Genomic DNA, 14,822 nt, shown 5'->3' with positions numbered 1-14,822 from the left:
CCGCTAGGGGCTGCGCCAGATCCCCCCCACCACCAGCGCCTCGGTCAGGATCCGGGCGGCGCGGGCTTCGGGGCTGTCGGGCGGGCGGCGGACCGAGACGTCCTCGATGATGAACTCCACCTCTTCCAGCGCCGGCAGGCCGGGGCCACCCTCCAGTTCCACCAGGCCATGAGGACGCATGCTGCGGGGCTGGACCATCACGCCCAGCCCGGCATCGGCCGCGGCCTTGAGCCCGCTCAGGCTGCCCGAGGTGCAGACGATCCGCCAGGCCCGGCCGGCACGGTCGAGCGCGTCGATCGCCGCCGCCCGGGTGATGCTGGGCGGCGGAAAGGCGATCAGCGGCAGCGGCCGGGCCGGATCGGCGATGTCCGGGCTGCGCGCCGCCCAGATCAGCGGCTCGCGGTGCACCGGCCGGCCGCGGGGCCGGCCCAGACGCCGCTTGGCCAGCACCAGATCCAGCAATCCGTCGTCGAGCATGCGGTGCAGCGTGCCCGAGAGCGCGACGGTGATTTCCAGATCGATGGCCGGGTGGTCGCGCACGAAGCTTTCCAGCACCCGGCCGAGCCGGCTGGTGACGAAGTCTTCCGAGGCGCCGAAGCGCAGCCGGCCATGGAGTTCGCGGGCGGCGAAATGCACCCGCGCCCGGTCTTCCACCGCCAGCATGGCGCGGGCGAAGCCGAGCATGGCCTCGCCATCCGTCGTCAGCGACAGGTGGTGGGTGTCGCGATCGATCAACCGCCGCCCGGCCGCCGCCTCCAGCCGGGCGACATGCTGGCTGACGGTGGACTGGCCGAGCCCCAGCCCGCGGGCGGCGGCGGTGTAACTTCCGGCCTCGGCCACGGCCATGAAGCTGCGCAGCTGAACGGGATCGAGCATCGGCTCGGCCTCTCGGGGATGGGGATCCGGTCATCGTGAAACATGATGCCTGTTATTCCTTCCATCCTGAACCGCGATGGCGCAGAACAGCAGAAAGGAGGACGTCCATGGCCCTGTTGTCGCGCATTCTACCGGACCGTTTCGTGCTGGCGCTGATTCTGGCGGTCGCGACCGCCTCGATCCTGCCCGTGGACGGCCGGGCATCGGAGATCCTGCACGATGTCGCGACCGTCGCCATCGCGACGGTGTTCTTCCTCCATGGCGGCCGGCTGTCCCGCGCAACCGTGATCGAGGGTATGACCAACTGGCGTCTGCATATCGCGGTGCTGGCCACGACCTTCGTAATCTTCCCGGTGCTGGGCCTTGCCATCACCCATCTGCTGCCGGAAAGCGTGCTGTCGCCGGCGATCGCGATGGGGCTGCTGTTCCTCTGCGTGCTGCCCTCCACCGTTCAGTCCTCGATCGCCTTCACCGCCATCGCCGGTGGCAATGTCCCGGCGGCGGTGTGCTCGGCCTCGGCCTCGAACATCCTCGGCATGTTCATCACCCCGGCCATGGTGGCGCTGCTGTTCGGCGCCAGTGGCCAGGGGGTGTCGCTGGATCAGGTGGAGGCGATCGTCTTCCAGCTGCTGGTACCGTTCATCGCCGGCCAGGTGCTGGAACGCTGGATCGGCGACTGGCTGCGCCGGCACCGCAAGCCACTGGGGCTGGTCGATCGTGGCTCGATCGTGCTGGTCGTGTATCTCGCCTTTTCGGGCGCGGTGGTCTCGGGCTTCTGGAACCGGGTCGGTGCGCTGGATCTGGCGGTGATGCTGGTGGTCGACTGCCTGCTGCTGGCCCTGGTGCTGGCGATCACCATGCTGGGCTCGCGCTGGCTCGGCTTCTCGCGGGCCGACCGGATCACCATCGTGTTCTGCGGCTCGAAGAAGACCCTCGCTTCGGGCGTGCCCATGGCCAATGTGATCTTCGCCGGCCGCGATACCGGCGCCATCCTGATGCCGCTGATGCTGTTCCACCAGATCCAGCTGATGGTCTGCGCCGTGCTGGCCCGCCGCTATGCCCGGCTTGCCGAAGCGGAGGCGGAGGCCGAAGCGGACGCCAGGACAAAGGGTGCCGCCACCGGACACAACGCCGCATAGCACCGCACCGCGCCCGCTGCTAGCCTGTCGCCCGCGAGGCCGTCCCGGCCTCGGCGGCCGGTGTCACGGAGGAGGGGCGCATGCAGACGGATGTGGCGGTGATCGGCGCGGGCCCGGCGGGACTTGCCTTCGCGCGGGCGCTGGACGGCACCGGGTTCGACGTTACCCTGATCGATCCGCAGCCGGCGGCCGTTCTGGCCGACCCGCCTTTCGACGGCCGCGAGATCGCGCTCACCCATCATTCCATGGCGGTGCTGGAGCGGCTGGGCGCCTGGGCGCGGATCCCGGCCGGAGAGACCGCCCCCCTCCGCGCCGCCCGGGTGCTGAACGGGGCCGGCCATCGCAGCCTGATCTTCGACGGCGCCGCCGATGGCCGCCCGCTGGGCCGTCTGGTGCCCAATCACCTGATCCGGCGGGCGCTTCATGACGCGGTGCGCGAGCAGACTTCCGCGACGATCCTGGACGGTCTGAAGGCGACCGGCATCCGGGTGCGCCCGCATGGCATGGCGGTCGATCTGGAGGATGGCCGCGAGTTGACCGCCCGCCTGGTGGTCGCGGCCGATACCCGGTTCTCGAAGATGCGCGAGGCCCGCGGCATTGCCGCGGATCAGGTGGATTTCGGCAAGACGATGCTGGTCTGCCGGATGAGCCACGATCAGGTCGATCATGGCGGTGTGGCGACCGAATGGTTCGGTCACGGCCAGACGGTGGCGTTGCTGCCGCTCAAGGGCCGCCGCTCCTCGGTGGTGCTGACGCTGCCCCATGCCGAGATCGCGCGGCTGACCGCACTCGACCCCGCGGCCTTCGCGGATGAGATCATGGTCCGGCTGGACGGCCGGCTCGGCCGGCTGCAGCTTGAAAGCACCCGCCATGGCTGGCCGCTGGTCGCCGTCCAGGCCCGCCGCTTCGTCGGCCATCGCTTCGCGCTGATCGGCGATGCCGCGGTCGGCATGCATCCGGTCACCGCCCATGGCTTCAATCTGGGCCTGAAGAGCGCCGAACGCCTGGCCGAGGGCATCGCCCGCGCCGCCCGCACCGATGGCGACATCGCCTCGGCCCTGATGCTGCACCGCTACGAAGCCGGCCACAAGCTGACCGCGGCCCCGCTCTGGGCTGCGACCAATGCCATCGTCGGGCTCTACACCCGCGACGACCCCGCCGCACGCCTCGCCCGGCGGGCGGTGATGGATCTTGGCCGCGGGGCCGCACCGGTGCGCCGGGCGATTTCGGCGCTGCTGATGGATCGTGGCCGGCCCCGGCAACTCAGCGCCTGAAGTCCCGTCAGCGCCTGAGTTCCAGAATGTCGAATTTGGACTCGAACTGCGGCAGCGGCAGTTCCAGCCGCATGCGCTCGGGGCCGAGCACCACCAGATAGCCGACCTGGTTGCGCTCGGGATCGGTGCCGTAGCGCATGGGAGCCTCGCCCGCCACCCAGCCGGCGCCGGCATAGCCCAGGCGCGTTTCGTCGGCCAGATCATAGAAGGTGCCGCCGGTCCGCTGCGAGCCGGTCAGCTTTTCGAGCCGCAGCCCGGCGCCGTCATCGGTGATCCGGCACTTGAAGTCGCGATAGATCGTCAGCGGCAACAGCCCGCCCAGCTTGATCGTCCGGCAACGCCAGATCCCGGCCATCTCGGCCGGTTCCATCTTGCTCGGCCGGCCGCTCAGCACCTCGTCCAGCACCGACACATCCTCGGGCGATCCGCCGGCCCGCGCCTCGGCGATCGCCTCGGCGCGGGCGGTCTCGAAGGCCTCCAGCCGCTGCTGATCTTCGGTGGCGAGGCTGGTGGGGAAGGGGCCGTCGGCATGGGCGGGCAGGATGGTACCTGTGGCCATGATGGCGAGCAGCGCGGCCAGGGCGGCGGGCGCCGCCTTGCGGGCGTTCAGGGGCATTACGTCCTCCGGACTACAGGCTTCGCTTCTCAAACGTAGGCGATGGAAGATCGTACAGCTATATCCGACAGAAGTGGTCTGCTTTCGCACTGGTTGATTGAGTTGCAGAAGCGGTGGAAGACGGCGTGATTGTCGAGCGCTTCAGCTAGCTAGTTCGACAGAAGCTGGGCTCTGAACATGACCAACGGCGGCTATGCCGGCGTGGGATAGAATAAATTGAGAAACATAGCGACTAGGCCCGATTTGTTAACAATATCGGTGTGTCGACAGATAAGGTAGTGCGCTCGAGGAGTCAAAAAATCTACTCCATTTCGATGTAATTTCTCACAATATTATACTTCTATTTTGAATGAATGTTGCGAAAAGGGGGGGCGATTTTCGGAATATATACATCTATCTGCGTATGGACTTAACTATTCTCTTTCGGATTTTATTATGTTTCCGTATTCTGCGGGTAGAATCATTTGATGGGAGCTGGCTTGCGCTTTCCTTTCCGTGTTTTCGATCTTATTTCGACGAGTAATGGCCTTCAATGTCATGTCGCTGTTTAAATCAAGCAGGCTGAGGACACCGCGTACGAACGGAATGGTACGAAACACCGCAAGGCTGCCGGAGAAATAGAGAACGCTCGGAAGAAACCATCCAATGTTCACCGGCTGAAAGACATACGGCATTGGCAGGATAAGGGTCCATTCTAAAGCTTTCCCAACAATTAGAGCCACGACAGCAATAAAATCCAGGCCAAGCAAGGTTACCCAAAACAGCATTTGAGATTTTAGGGCTTTATGGTAGCGCTCGGCGTCTTTGAGTTCTAGTCCATCTGGTTTTAAGATGCCCGCTGTAAAAATCATGGCGGGCAATATCACCGCTGACTGAATGCTGAAAAATGCAATTAATTCGGTAGTAATATTCTTCACCGCGCCGTGAGGCAGGAAATAGGCTCCCGTGGCTGCCAAAAGGACAGCCAGAAAGAAATCCCATTTCTGCAACAGCCAACGCATCTTTCTGGTACCTCTAGGCCTCGATTTTGCCATTCTCAATAAAGTAGTCGTAGGCCGCTCTCAGTTTGACTCGAACATCTGTGGGATCGAGTAAGCTACCGTTGGATAATACGCGTACAGGATAACTGAGGCGAATGTCCTTTCCCGTCAGCCTGCCGTCCTTCCCGACCGCGGTGATTTCACCTTCGGGCAAATTTCGTAGTGCCTGCTGCATCGGCGCACGGCTCACGCGACGTTTCTTCGTTTTGTACCCGATGTGCACAGATACATCCAAGTCGGCGTCCTCCGGGATGCTCTGCAGAAGCTCCTGCAAGTCAGCCTCGTTGTTCATGATCGCGCGCAACACCGCGACCGCGCGCTGTCCCCATGAACGACGCGCAGCAACATCTATGTGCTGGCCCACCTCTCGTTCTGCTACGGGCTCTTGAGGTAACCTCGTCGAGGCGGCTTCAACTACGCCTGTACCACCGACGACAATTTCGCGGATATCGTCTAGCTGCCCCCCAACTTCGTCGCTATCGAACTTCGCGGTGAGCAGCACATGACCGTTTTGCCCCATCTGGGCCGTTCGCTCTTTGAGTAGCCAAGTTAAGTATTGTTCGAGATGTTTAGTTGAAAGCGATCGGCTCTGGATCGTCATGACATGATTGCCGATGACCATCCAGAACATCATCGAATGAATATACTCTCGTCCTGCTGGGGGAGGCTGCTGCTCGACTGGTAGCATTGCTACATCTTGCTCATTACGCAGCAGAGCTTGCATGTAGCCCTGGGTATATACCGTAAGATCGCCAAAAAAGCTAACACCATCATCATGGTATATGTTCATAAGTAGAGTATCAGAATTTTCGGCTCGGTTCCATGCGCGCCTGCTCCAATGTTCTGATAAAACACCGCCATTGAACTGATCGGCGAGGGCACTTCGAATTCGTGCTTCTAAAGTATCTCCCTTTAGTGCATTCACCGGATCTTCCATCCGTCGGTAATGAACCGTAGCAGATTTTCTATCCGTCATTATCCAAGATCTCCTTCAAACCGCGAACTGGACGGTGAAGATGAAGAAAAGTGTGGATCTCTGCGAGGGCGCTATGACGAGCACGTCAACTATCTCGTTGATCCGCGATGCGCTTGAGCACCTCTTTTGACAGGTTATGCGCAAGTAGCGCATTTGTGGATAGCGTTGTGACTAGAGCACCCGTAGAGAATGCCGCTCCCCCTCCGCGATCTATGTCTCAGCAAGAACAAGGGCGCTCGCCGGCCACGCCCCCGAAACGACACGCCGCAGCCCGGCGGACCGGACTGCGGCGTGGAAGACTGGCGTGCCCTGCAGGATTCGAACCTGCGACCGCCGGCTTAGAAGGCCGATGCTCTATCCAACTGAGCTAAGGGCACATGTCAGGCCGGGGCGGTGCTCAGCGCACGCGGTCCCAGCGGAACTTGTCGGCATAGGCCTGGATCTTCAGGTCGCGCATATGCGGCTCGTAGACCTCGTAGGTCAGGCCCTTGCGCTTGGCGAAGGCCACGGCCTCGTCCGGGGTCTCGAACCGCAGCACGACCTGCTGGTCGGTATCGGCAGAGCCGGTCCAGCCCATCAGGGGGTCCAGGCGCTTCGCCGCAGCGGGTTCCATCTCCAGCACCCATTTGCGGGTGTTGGCGCGGCCGGACTGCATGGCGTTCTTCGCCGGCAGGTAGATGCGCGCGTCCATCGCCTCACACGATCCTTGTCGACGGGCCTCGATACCGGTCGCTTCGGGCCGGCGGGCCGTTTCGGGTGGTCCGGTTCGTGGCCGCGAGGCTGGTGGGCCGGCGCGGCCGGACAGGATAGATATAGATATGGTCGGGGCGGCGTGATTCGAACACGCGACCCTCTGCTCCCAAAGCAGATGCGCTACCAGGCTGCGCTACGCCCCGCCAAAAAATCGGGAATGTGGTCACGGACGGGCCGTTAGCTCTCATCCCCGGCCCAGAGATATACCACGCGGATGCTGCGGCGCAAGCGCCGGGGGTGTCACAGCTGGTCCGAGGCGTCTTCCGGCGGGGCCCGCAGCGTGGATTCCGGGTCGGAAAGGGCAGCGGCGGCCCGGCTTTCCGCCTCGGCCAGGGCGAAGAGCCGCAGCGCGCTCGACAGGTTGACCCGATCAACCCGCCGGGCGGCATCGATCGCCGCGACCAGCGCGCCCAGAGAGATGCCGCGCACGCGTGCCGCCCGCTTCAGCACCCGCCAGAACGGCGCTTCCAGCGACACGCTGGTGCGGTGGCCCTGGATGGAGACCGAGCGTTTTTCGACCGCCGCCTCAAGGGGCGGCAGCATCAGGTTCTGCGGGGGATCGTCGTCCAGGGGGGCGGGCGGGAGCGGAGCGGCCATGGCCGGCCGGTCAGGCTGCAGGCGTGGCGGCCACGGCTGCGATCACGGCACCGGTGATCCGGGCCAGATCGGCCGGCGTGGTCTCGAACACCGCATGCGGGGTGCCGGCGGCCGCCCAGGCGGTGGAGAGCGCCATCAGCCCTTCGTCCATCACAACCACCGCAGCTGTCGCATGGCCGAGCGGCGGCACGCCGCCGATGGCATAGCCGGTGGTCCGGCGCACGAAATCCGCATCCGCCCGGCCGGTCTTCGATCCCACGACCAGGGCTAGCTTTGCGGTATCGACCCGGTCGGCACCGCCGATCAGCACCAGCACCGCGGCATCGTCGCTGCTGCGCCGGAAGATCAGCGATTTGACGATCTCTTCCGTCCGGCAGCCGACGGCGGCGGCGGCCTCGGCGGCGGATCGGGTGCTGTCGGGGAAAATGCGGATCACGGCCGGATGGCCAGCCGCTTCAAGCGCTGCGGCCACGCGGCGGGCGGCCGCCGGCAGGCCGGCGGCACCATCGGCGGTGGTTGCCTCCGCCATCGGGGGTCAGCGCTTGCGGAACCGGTCGAGCGCCACGACGTTGTCGCCGGCCTCGGCCTCGGGGGTCGGCGCCGCGCGGCCGTTGTCCTGGCCTTCGGACAGCCGATCCTCGATCTCGAACATCTCCTCGTCGACCTCTTCATCCTCGTCGTCGAAAAGGTCGTCTGCCTCGTCGATGGCGTGGAACTGAAGGCCGAACTTGACGCTCGGATCGGCGAAGCCGGTGATGGCGACGAAGGGCACAACCAGGCGCTCGTGGCGGCCACCAAAGGCCAGCGTCACCGCAAAACCGTGCTGGTTCACGTCCAGGCCCCAGAACTCGTGCTCCAGCACGATGGTCATCTCTTCCGGGTAGCGGGCGCGAAGATATTCCGGCACCTCGACGCCCGGCGCCTGGGTGCGGAAGGTCAGGTAGAAATGATGGCCGTCGCTCAGGCCGCTTTCGGCAGCCTGTTCGAGAACGGTGCGGACCACCCCACGCAGAGCGGTGTCGATGAGCTGGTCGTAGGCGATCTGCGGCATGCGGCGTCCGGTCTCGATGATCGTCGGTTGAAGATGATCGTCGGCTGGTCAAGAAGGGCCGAGGCCCGGCTGCAACGGCGGACCCCGCATCCCGCGACACGGCATCCGGACCGGCTGCGGCCGGTGATAGAGTGGGGGGCTTCTGTTGCCCGGTGCCCCCCGAACCGCGCTTGCCTAGTTAGGCAGCGAGGGCGACACGGTTGTCGTTCGCACCTGTTTGAGTGACCCGATAACGGCGGTATCATGCCGGGCGAAGACCAAACCTTTACCACGCACGTCGATCCTGGCTCGCCCCCATGGAGCACCGGCCCGAAGGCCGGTGATCTGAACTGGTGGAGGCGCCGGGCACTGCCCCCGGGTCCGATACGATTATTCCGTGAGGCCCTGTATCGCCATAGCCGGCCTTGCGACCGGCACCCCATATATAGGCCCTCGGCCGTGACATGCAAAGCCCAAGCTGCGGCCATGCGATGCAGGGGCACGCCGCGCCCTTGCCTGCGGGGGGCGGCCCCTGTATCCAGGGGCGACCAGATCCACGCCGGAAGGAGACCGACGCGATGACCGTAACCCCCGAGCAGCAGGCCGAAATCGACGCCCTGCGCGCCGAGGCGGTGCCCACCCTGCGCACGGTCTCGACCGGCATGGAAAGCGTGCTGCACACCGCCTTTCCGGTGCTCGACCACGGTTTCGTGCGCGTGGTCGACTATATGGGCGACGATGCGGCGGTGGTTCAGGCGGCGCGGGTCTCGTATGGCCGCGGCACCCGCAAGGTCAACGAGGACCGCGGGCTGATCAATTATCTGATGCGCCACCGGCACACCACGCCGTTCGAGATGTGCGAGATCAAGCTGCATGTGAAGCTGCCGATCTTCGTGGCCCGGCAGTGGATCCGCCACCGCACCGCCAACGTCAATGAATACTCGGCGCGCTATTCGATCCTGGATCGGGAGTTCTACGTGCCGGCGGCCGATCAGGTGGCGGCGCAGTCGACCAGCAACCGCCAGGGCCGTGAGGCGCTGCTGCCGGCCGATCAGGCCGGCCGGGTGATGGACATCCTGCGCGACGATGCCCGGCGGGTGTACGACAACTACCGCTGGATGCTGAACGAGACCGACGAGGGCGAGGCCGAGGATCCGACCCGCGACCGCCTGGCGCGCGAGCTGGCGCGGATGAACCTGACCCTGAACTACTATACGCAGTGGTATTGGAAGACCGATCTGCACAACCTGCTGCATTTTCTGTCGCTGCGTGCCGATCCCCATGCCCAGTACGAAATCCGCGCCTATGCCGAGACCATGATGGACATCACCCATCGCTGGGTGCCGCTGGTCGCCGCCGCCTTCGAGGAATACCGGCTGGGCGGCGCACACCTGTCGCGCAGCGCCCTGCATGTCGTCCGGCGCATGCTGGCCGGCGAGATGCCGACGCGCGAGGAGACCGGCATGAGCCCGCGCGAATGGCGCGAGCTGATGGCCCTGCTCGGCCGCGACGCCTGATCCGGCCCCGACAGAGACGCGACACGCCGGGCCGGCGGCAGACCGGCCGAGACGAGGTATCAAGGAGACGCCCATGCAGTTCCTGGTCATCGCCCGCGACGGTACCGATGCCGAAGCGCCGGCCCGCCGTGCGGCGGCGCGCCCGGCCCATCTGGAGAACGCGCGCAGGATGAAGGCCGACGGCCATCTGATCATCGGCGGCGCGATGCTGGACGAGGCCGGCACCATGATCGGTTCGTCCATGCTGGCCGAATATCCCGACCGGGCGGCGCTGGATGCCGCCCTGGCCGCCGACCCCTATACCGTTCAGGGCGTATGGCAGAGTTTCGAGATCCGGCCGTTCCGGGTCGCCGATCTCTGATGTCGCGACGCCCGGCCCATCTTCGACGCCCGACCCTTCCTGTCCTGGTGGCGGCGCTCACCGCGCTCGGCATCATGCGGGCCCCGGCCGCGGCGCCGATCCTGCCCGAGGGGGCGGTGCCGCTCTGTCAGGCCATGGCCGGGCGGGTGGATGCGATCGGGGGTGCCGGTCCGGTCTTCCTGCGCAGCTGGGATGCCCCGGCGGGGTCGGGCCCGCATCCGGACCCGGCGCTTGCCGGCGCCGCCTTCGCCTATGACAATGCCCTGGCCCTCCGCGCGCTGATCGCCTGCGGCCGCAGCGATGCCGCAGCCAGGATCGCCACCGCCTTCGCCGATGCCGTGCTGTCGGAAGATCCGCGCCAGGCGGGTGCCGATCGCGGCCGCGTGCGCAATGCCTATCGCGCCGGTGCCCAGACCGAAAGCCCGCCGCCCCCCAATGGCTGGTGGGATGCCGCCGCAGGCCGCTGGGTGGAGGATCCCTATCAGACCGGCACCGCCACCGGCAATGCGGCCTGGGTGGGCCTTGCCCTGCTTGCGGTGGTAGAACGCCCCGAGGATCCGGCTTTCCCGACCGATCTGCGCCGACAGGCCCTCGATGCCGCCCGCCGGATCGGGGGCTGGGTGATCGACCAGACCGCCGACGAGGCCGGCCCCGGCGGCTATACCGGCGGGGTGGACGGGGCCGGGGCGGGGCTGCGCCGGATCGGCTGGAAATCGACCGAGCATCATGCCGATCTGGTGGCGCTGTTCACGCGCCTGACGGCCGCCGATCCCGGCACGGCCGGCTGGGGCGTTGCGGCAGATCGGGCGCGCCGGTTCCTCGACCGGATGTGGCAGGCCGGCAGCGATCACTTCCCGACCGGCACCCTGCCCGACGGGGCCACGCTCAACACCAGGACCTCGGGGCTGGATGCCCAGCTCTGGCCTCTGCTGTTGCAGGGGGCGCCCGTGGCCTGGCGGAGTGCCTGGGCCTGGGCAGGGGATGCCCATGGCATCGATGGCGGCTTCGATTTCAACGACGACCGCGACGGGATCTGGATCGAGGGCACCGCCCAGGCGGCCCTGGTTGCCGGCCATCTGGGCCAGACGGGCGAGGCGCAGCGCCTGCTCGATCTGGTGCTGGGCGAGGTCTCGCCCGGGGGCTGGCTCTGGGCGACGCGCCGGCCATCGATCACCACCGGCCTCGCCATCGGCCCCGACAGCGTGATCGATGATTTCCGCTACCACCGCTGGCCGCATCTGGGCGCCACCGCCTGGGCGGTGCTGGCCGCGACCGGCGCCAATCCCTTCACGACGGCGTCTTGAGTTTACGACCGCCTCGGGACCTCATGACCAGCCGTTGACGGCCGCGGCATCGACCGGCACCGCCAGCCCGACCTTCACCCGTTCCATGGCGACGAAGGTGCGGAAGCGCCGGACATTGGGGTCGTCCAGGAACAGCCGGCGGGTCAGCGCCTGATAGGCCCCCATGTCGGGCACCGTCACCACCAGCACGAAATCGGCCTCGCCGGTGACGTAATAGCATTGCTGGACCTCGGGGGCGGCGGCAAAGGCGGCGCGGGTCGCGTCCAGCGGGGCCGCCTGTTCGCTTTCCACCTCCACCAGCACCAGGATGGTGATCGGTCGGCCGAGCCGGGCCGGATCGACGATCGCGGCATTGGCCAGGATCACGCCGATCTCTTCCAGCCGCCGGATCCGCCGCTGCACCGCCGGTGTCGACAGCGCCACCGCCTCGGCGATCCGCCGCTGCGGCAGGCGCGCATCCTGCTGAAGCAGGGCCAGGATCGCCAGATCGAAGCCGTCGAGTTCGGCGCGGTTGGATCCGATCGTCATCTGGCGGCCTCCGGACGAGAAAAACTTGCGTCGACGCCCCGGGATCAAAGCGCCTTTCTCTGGCGACACGCAATATTCTTCCATCCTCTCACAGCAGCCAGGGGATGGACCATGTATCTGCCCAACATGCTCGCCGATGCCGGCGGCGCGCTCGATCCTGCCGATGCGGCCGCCTTCGGCGCCGGGGCCGCTGCCGCGGCGGAGGCTCTGTTCGCCGTCACCCATGGCGAGGGGCCGACACCGCTGGTCGAACTGCCGGGGCTTGCCGCGGCCTCGGGCCTTGGGGCGCTGCTGGTGAAGGATGAAAGCGGGCGCCACGGGCTCGGCAGCTTCAAGGCGCTCGGCGGCGCCCATGCCGCGATCCGTCTGGCGCTGGACGAGGCCGGCCGGCGGACGGGGCGCCGCTTCGGGCCGGAAGATCTCGGCACGCCTGCCCTTCTCGCGGTTACCCGCACCCTCACCATGGCCTGCGCCACCGACGGCAATCACGGCCGGTCGGTCGCCGCCGGGGCGCGGCTGGTGGGCGCGCGGGCCGTGGTCTTCCTGCATCAGGGCGTGCGCGAAGTGCGCGCCGATGCCATCCGGGCCGAGGGGGCCCGGATCGTGCGGGTGGCGGGCGATTACGACGACAGCCTGGCCGCGGTCGCCCGGAGCTGCGCAGCCGAAGGCTGGATCAACGTCTCGGACATGGCCCTGCCGGGGCAGGAACGGATCCCGACCCTGGTGATGCAGGGCTATACCGTGATGGCGGCCGAGATCCTGCGTCAATGCGGCGACCGGCCGCCGACCCATCTGTTCCTGCAGGCCGGTGTCGGCGGCATGGCGGCCGCGGTCGCGGCACATCTGGCGCTGGCGGGCCTGGGCATCCGGCTGGTGGTGGTGGAACCGGATGGGGCCGCCTGCCTGCTGGAAAGTGTGCGGGCCGGGCAGCGCCTGCAGCTTGCCGGCCATGCGCCGACCGTGATGGCACTGCTTGAATGCCGCGAGCCTTCGGCGACCGGCTGGCGTATCCTCTCGCGCCTCGCCCGCGATTTCATGGCGGTGCCCGATACGGCCGCACGGGCGGCGGTGAACCGGTTGGCCCGGCCGGTTGCGGGTGATCCTGCCCTTGTGGTGGGCGAAAGCGGTGCCGCGGGGCTCGCGGGTCTGCTCCAGGCGGTGGCGGATCCGGGGCTTCAGGCCGCGCTCGGGCTCGGGCCTGCGGCGCGGGTGCTGGTGATCGCGACCGAAGGCGCCAATGATGTCGATGCCTGGTCGCTGTCGACCGGGCTGGTGCCCGAAGATGTAAAGAGGGCGGGAGCCTTGAAGAGGGCAGGATGACCGGATCTGGTAATGGCGCCGGGATCGTGATCCGTGCGGCCGTGGCGGCGGATGCCGGGCGGCTCTGGGCGCTGCTGCGCGATCTTGCGGTGGAGGACGGCGCCGGCGCCCGGTTCCGCGCGACCGAGGCGCTGGTGGCCGCACACGGTTTCGGTCCGGCACCGCGCTTTCAGGCGGCGCTGGCCGAAGATGCGGCCGGCCGGGCGCTGGGCTTCGCCAGCTGGTTCCCGGTCTATTCCAGCTTTCGGGCGCGGGACTATCTGCTGCTCGACAATCTCTACGTCGTGCCGGCCGCCCGCGGCGGGGCGGTCGCCCGGCGGCTGATTGCCCATGTCGCAGGCCATGCGACTGCGCTCGGCGCCGACCGGCTGGAGCTGCATGTCCAGGCCGACAACGATCGCGCCCGCCGCTTCTATGCCCGGATGGGCTTCGAGGCGACGGGCGGGATGTTGCAGATGATCGACGGCGTGGCGCTGGATCGGCTGGCCGCAGAGGCCGGCTGACGGCCGGTCAGGGCCGGGGAGAGCCGGTCATTGAACGCCGGCCACGTAGTCGCGCAGCGCCTGGGCTTCGGTCTCCAGCTCGTCCAGGCGGCATTTCACCACGTCGCCGATGCTGATCATGCCGGTCAGGCCGCCATCCTCGCCCAGCACCGGCACATGGCGGATGCGGCGCATGGTCATCATGGTCATCAGTTCTTCGATCGTGGTCTCGGGCCGGCAGGTGGTCAGCCGGGTGGTCATCAGCTCGGTGACCGGGGTGTCGAGCAGGGCGGCGCCCCGGTCGACCAGGCCGCGGGCGACGTCGCGCTCCGACAGCATGCCGACGATGCGGCCGTCGCGGACCACCGGCAGGGCGCCGATATTGTCCTGGGCCAGGATCTCGAGGGCGCGGGAAATGGTGGCTTCCGGATCGACGATGGCGATGCGGCGGCCTTTCCGCCGCAGGATGTGTTCGACGAGCATGCGCCCGATCTCCTCCAAGCTGGCCGCCCCCGGGCAGAAAGGGGGACGGTCTGTCCGTTGAACGGACCCGCCGGCCGTGACGTTCCTCCTGCGATGCCTGGAGACGGGGTCCGGCCCCGGTCCCGGCATCGGTGTCCCCGCGCGTAAGCGGCGGGATGGCGCGCGAATGGGCTCCGCGTCGCCGCCACGATCCGCCTCCGCGGGTGGGGCGGGGGCTTGATCGCAGCATTTCCTTAACCATGTAGGATGGGCATAGCCGGGCGCCGGTACAAGATGCCGTGACCGGGGATCCGCCGAAGCAGGTGGACGGGCCGGTACGGGGGCGTGATGGCTGCCCGGACCGGAACGGTCTTTGCGTCGCGAAAAAATCCGGAGGCGATTCTTCACGGAGTCCCAATGGGTTGTGCGGTCGCCGGACGGATGTCCGAAAAAACCGTCAAAAAAGGTGTTGCCAGGGTGGGCTGTGGCCCTTATAAACCGCCCCACACCGACGGGCACCGCGGACGACGCGGCGCCGGGCGGGGCT

General features: G+C 67.1%; 17 protein-coding genes, 2 tRNA genes and 1 other RNA gene. 7 read left to right on the top strand and 13 right to left on the bottom strand.

The window, feature by feature from the left end; all coding sequences use genetic code 11:
* Positions 1–3: 3 nt before the first annotated feature.
* Complete coding sequence (locus tag CMO28_RS17620) at positions 4–876, bottom strand: LysR substrate-binding domain-containing protein (RefSeq protein WP_296715611.1); 873 nt, start codon at positions 874–876, stop codon at positions 4–6.
* 107 nt (positions 877–983) lie between these two features.
* Between CMO28_RS17620 and CMO28_RS17615 the strand changes: the two genes are divergently transcribed.
* Both CMO28_RS17615 and ubiM read left to right on the top strand, forming a co-directional pair.
* Positions 984–2,015, top strand: coding sequence for a bile acid:sodium symporter family protein (locus CMO28_RS17615; RefSeq protein ID WP_156503068.1), 1,032 nt, complete (start codon positions 984–986; stop codon positions 2,013–2,015).
* Positions 2,016–2,095: 80 nt separating this feature from the next.
* A complete protein-coding gene (ubiM, locus tag CMO28_RS17610) occupies positions 2,096–3,289 on the top strand; it encodes a 5-demethoxyubiquinol-8 5-hydroxylase UbiM (RefSeq protein WP_296715610.1) in 1,194 nt (397 codons plus the stop codon).
* A 7-nt stretch (positions 3,290–3,296) separates the two neighbouring features.
* On the opposite strand, the gene CMO28_RS17605 is transcribed toward ubiM, so the two are convergent.
* The 10 genes from CMO28_RS17605 to ssrA all read right to left on the bottom strand — a co-directional run bounded on the left by CMO28_RS17605 (position 3,297) and on the right by ssrA (position 8,776).
* Positions 3,297–3,905: a DUF4893 domain-containing protein gene (locus CMO28_RS17605; RefSeq protein WP_296715609.1), complete on the bottom strand. Its 609-nt coding sequence runs from the start codon at positions 3,903–3,905 to the stop codon at positions 3,297–3,299.
* Positions 3,906–4,318: 413 nt separating this feature from the next.
* Positions 4,319–4,906 carry a hypothetical protein gene (locus CMO28_RS17600; RefSeq protein WP_296715608.1) on the bottom strand — a complete coding sequence of 196 codons (588 nt, stop codon included), beginning with the start codon at positions 4,904–4,906 and terminating at the stop codon, positions 4,319–4,321.
* 13 nt (positions 4,907–4,919) lie between these two features.
* A complete protein-coding gene (locus CMO28_RS17595; protein WP_296715607.1) occupies positions 4,920–5,921 on the bottom strand; it encodes a hypothetical protein in 1,002 nt (333 codons plus the stop codon).
* A 300-nt stretch (positions 5,922–6,221) separates the two neighbouring features.
* Positions 6,222–6,298 (bottom strand) — tRNA-Arg (locus tag CMO28_RS17590).
* A 20-nt stretch (positions 6,299–6,318) separates the two neighbouring features.
* Positions 6,319–6,612 (bottom strand): ETC complex I subunit, encoded by a 294-nt coding sequence (locus CMO28_RS17585; RefSeq protein ID WP_296715606.1) that lies wholly within the window; start codon positions 6,610–6,612, stop codon positions 6,319–6,321.
* Between the two features lie 128 nt (positions 6,613–6,740).
* Positions 6,741–6,817: transfer RNA gene (locus CMO28_RS17580), tRNA-Pro, on the bottom strand.
* A 97-nt stretch (positions 6,818–6,914) separates the two neighbouring features.
* Positions 6,915–7,271 (bottom strand): ribbon-helix-helix domain-containing protein, encoded by a 357-nt coding sequence (locus CMO28_RS17575; RefSeq protein WP_296715605.1) that lies wholly within the window; start codon positions 7,269–7,271, stop codon positions 6,915–6,917.
* A 10-nt stretch (positions 7,272–7,281) separates the two neighbouring features.
* A complete protein-coding gene (locus tag CMO28_RS17570; RefSeq protein WP_062762498.1) occupies positions 7,282–7,800 on the bottom strand; it encodes a YbaK/EbsC family protein in 519 nt (172 codons plus the stop codon).
* Between the two features lie 6 nt (positions 7,801–7,806).
* Positions 7,807–8,322, bottom strand: coding sequence for an SspB family protein (locus CMO28_RS17565; protein ID WP_062762500.1), 516 nt, complete (start codon positions 8,320–8,322; stop codon positions 7,807–7,809).
* A 130-nt stretch (positions 8,323–8,452) separates the two neighbouring features.
* Positions 8,453–8,776: a transfer-messenger RNA gene (ssrA, locus tag CMO28_RS17560) on the bottom strand.
* A gap of 103 nt (positions 8,777–8,879) precedes the next feature.
* On the opposite strand from ssrA, the gene thyX reads away from it, so the two are divergent.
* From thyX to CMO28_RS17545, 3 genes are all read left to right on the top strand, one after another.
* Positions 8,880–9,818, top strand: coding sequence for an FAD-dependent thymidylate synthase (gene thyX / locus CMO28_RS17555; RefSeq protein ID WP_296715604.1), 939 nt, complete (start codon positions 8,880–8,882; stop codon positions 9,816–9,818).
* A 73-nt stretch (positions 9,819–9,891) separates the two neighbouring features.
* Positions 9,892–10,179, top strand: a complete 288-nt coding sequence (locus tag CMO28_RS17550; protein ID WP_062762504.1) for a YciI family protein — start codon at positions 9,892–9,894, stop codon at positions 10,177–10,179.
* Entirely contained in the window at positions 10,179–11,483 is a 1,305-nt protein-coding gene (locus CMO28_RS17545) for a hypothetical protein (RefSeq protein ID WP_296715603.1), read from the top strand. The genes CMO28_RS17550 and CMO28_RS17545 overlap by 1 nt, the downstream gene beginning before the upstream one ends.
* 21 nt (positions 11,484–11,504) lie before the next feature.
* Here CMO28_RS17545 and CMO28_RS17540 read toward each other — a convergent pair whose 3' ends face one another.
* Positions 11,505–12,011, bottom strand: a complete 507-nt coding sequence (locus CMO28_RS17540; protein WP_296715602.1) for an Lrp/AsnC family transcriptional regulator — start codon at positions 12,009–12,011, stop codon at positions 11,505–11,507.
* A gap of 111 nt (positions 12,012–12,122) precedes the next feature.
* Here CMO28_RS17540 and CMO28_RS17535 point away from each other — a divergent pair, with 111 nt between their 5' ends.
* Positions 12,123–13,331: a diaminopropionate ammonia-lyase gene (locus tag CMO28_RS17535; RefSeq protein WP_296715601.1), complete on the top strand. Its 1,209-nt coding sequence runs from the start codon at positions 12,123–12,125 to the stop codon at positions 13,329–13,331.
* Entirely contained in the window at positions 13,328–13,834 is a 507-nt protein-coding gene (locus CMO28_RS17530; RefSeq protein ID WP_296715600.1) for a GNAT family N-acetyltransferase, read from the top strand. The genes CMO28_RS17535 and CMO28_RS17530 overlap by 4 nt, the downstream gene beginning before the upstream one ends.
* Positions 13,835–13,861: 27 nt before the next feature.
* On the opposite strand, the gene CMO28_RS17525 is transcribed toward CMO28_RS17530, so the two are convergent.
* The gene (locus tag CMO28_RS17525; RefSeq protein ID WP_062762513.1) at positions 13,862–14,296 is read right to left on the bottom strand and encodes a CBS domain-containing protein; all 435 of its coding nucleotides are present in this window, start codon (positions 14,294–14,296) and stop codon (positions 13,862–13,864) included.
* Positions 14,297–14,822 lie beyond the last annotated feature (526 nt).

Origin of the sequence: Tistrella sp. (assembly GCF_002684955.1) — a bacterium.
Classification (GTDB): Bacteria; Pseudomonadota; Alphaproteobacteria; order Tistrellales; family Tistrellaceae; genus Tistrella; species Tistrella mobilis.
The sequence above is the reverse complement of the archived record's forward strand: the minus strand, read 5'-3'. Positions and strand labels throughout refer to the sequence as shown.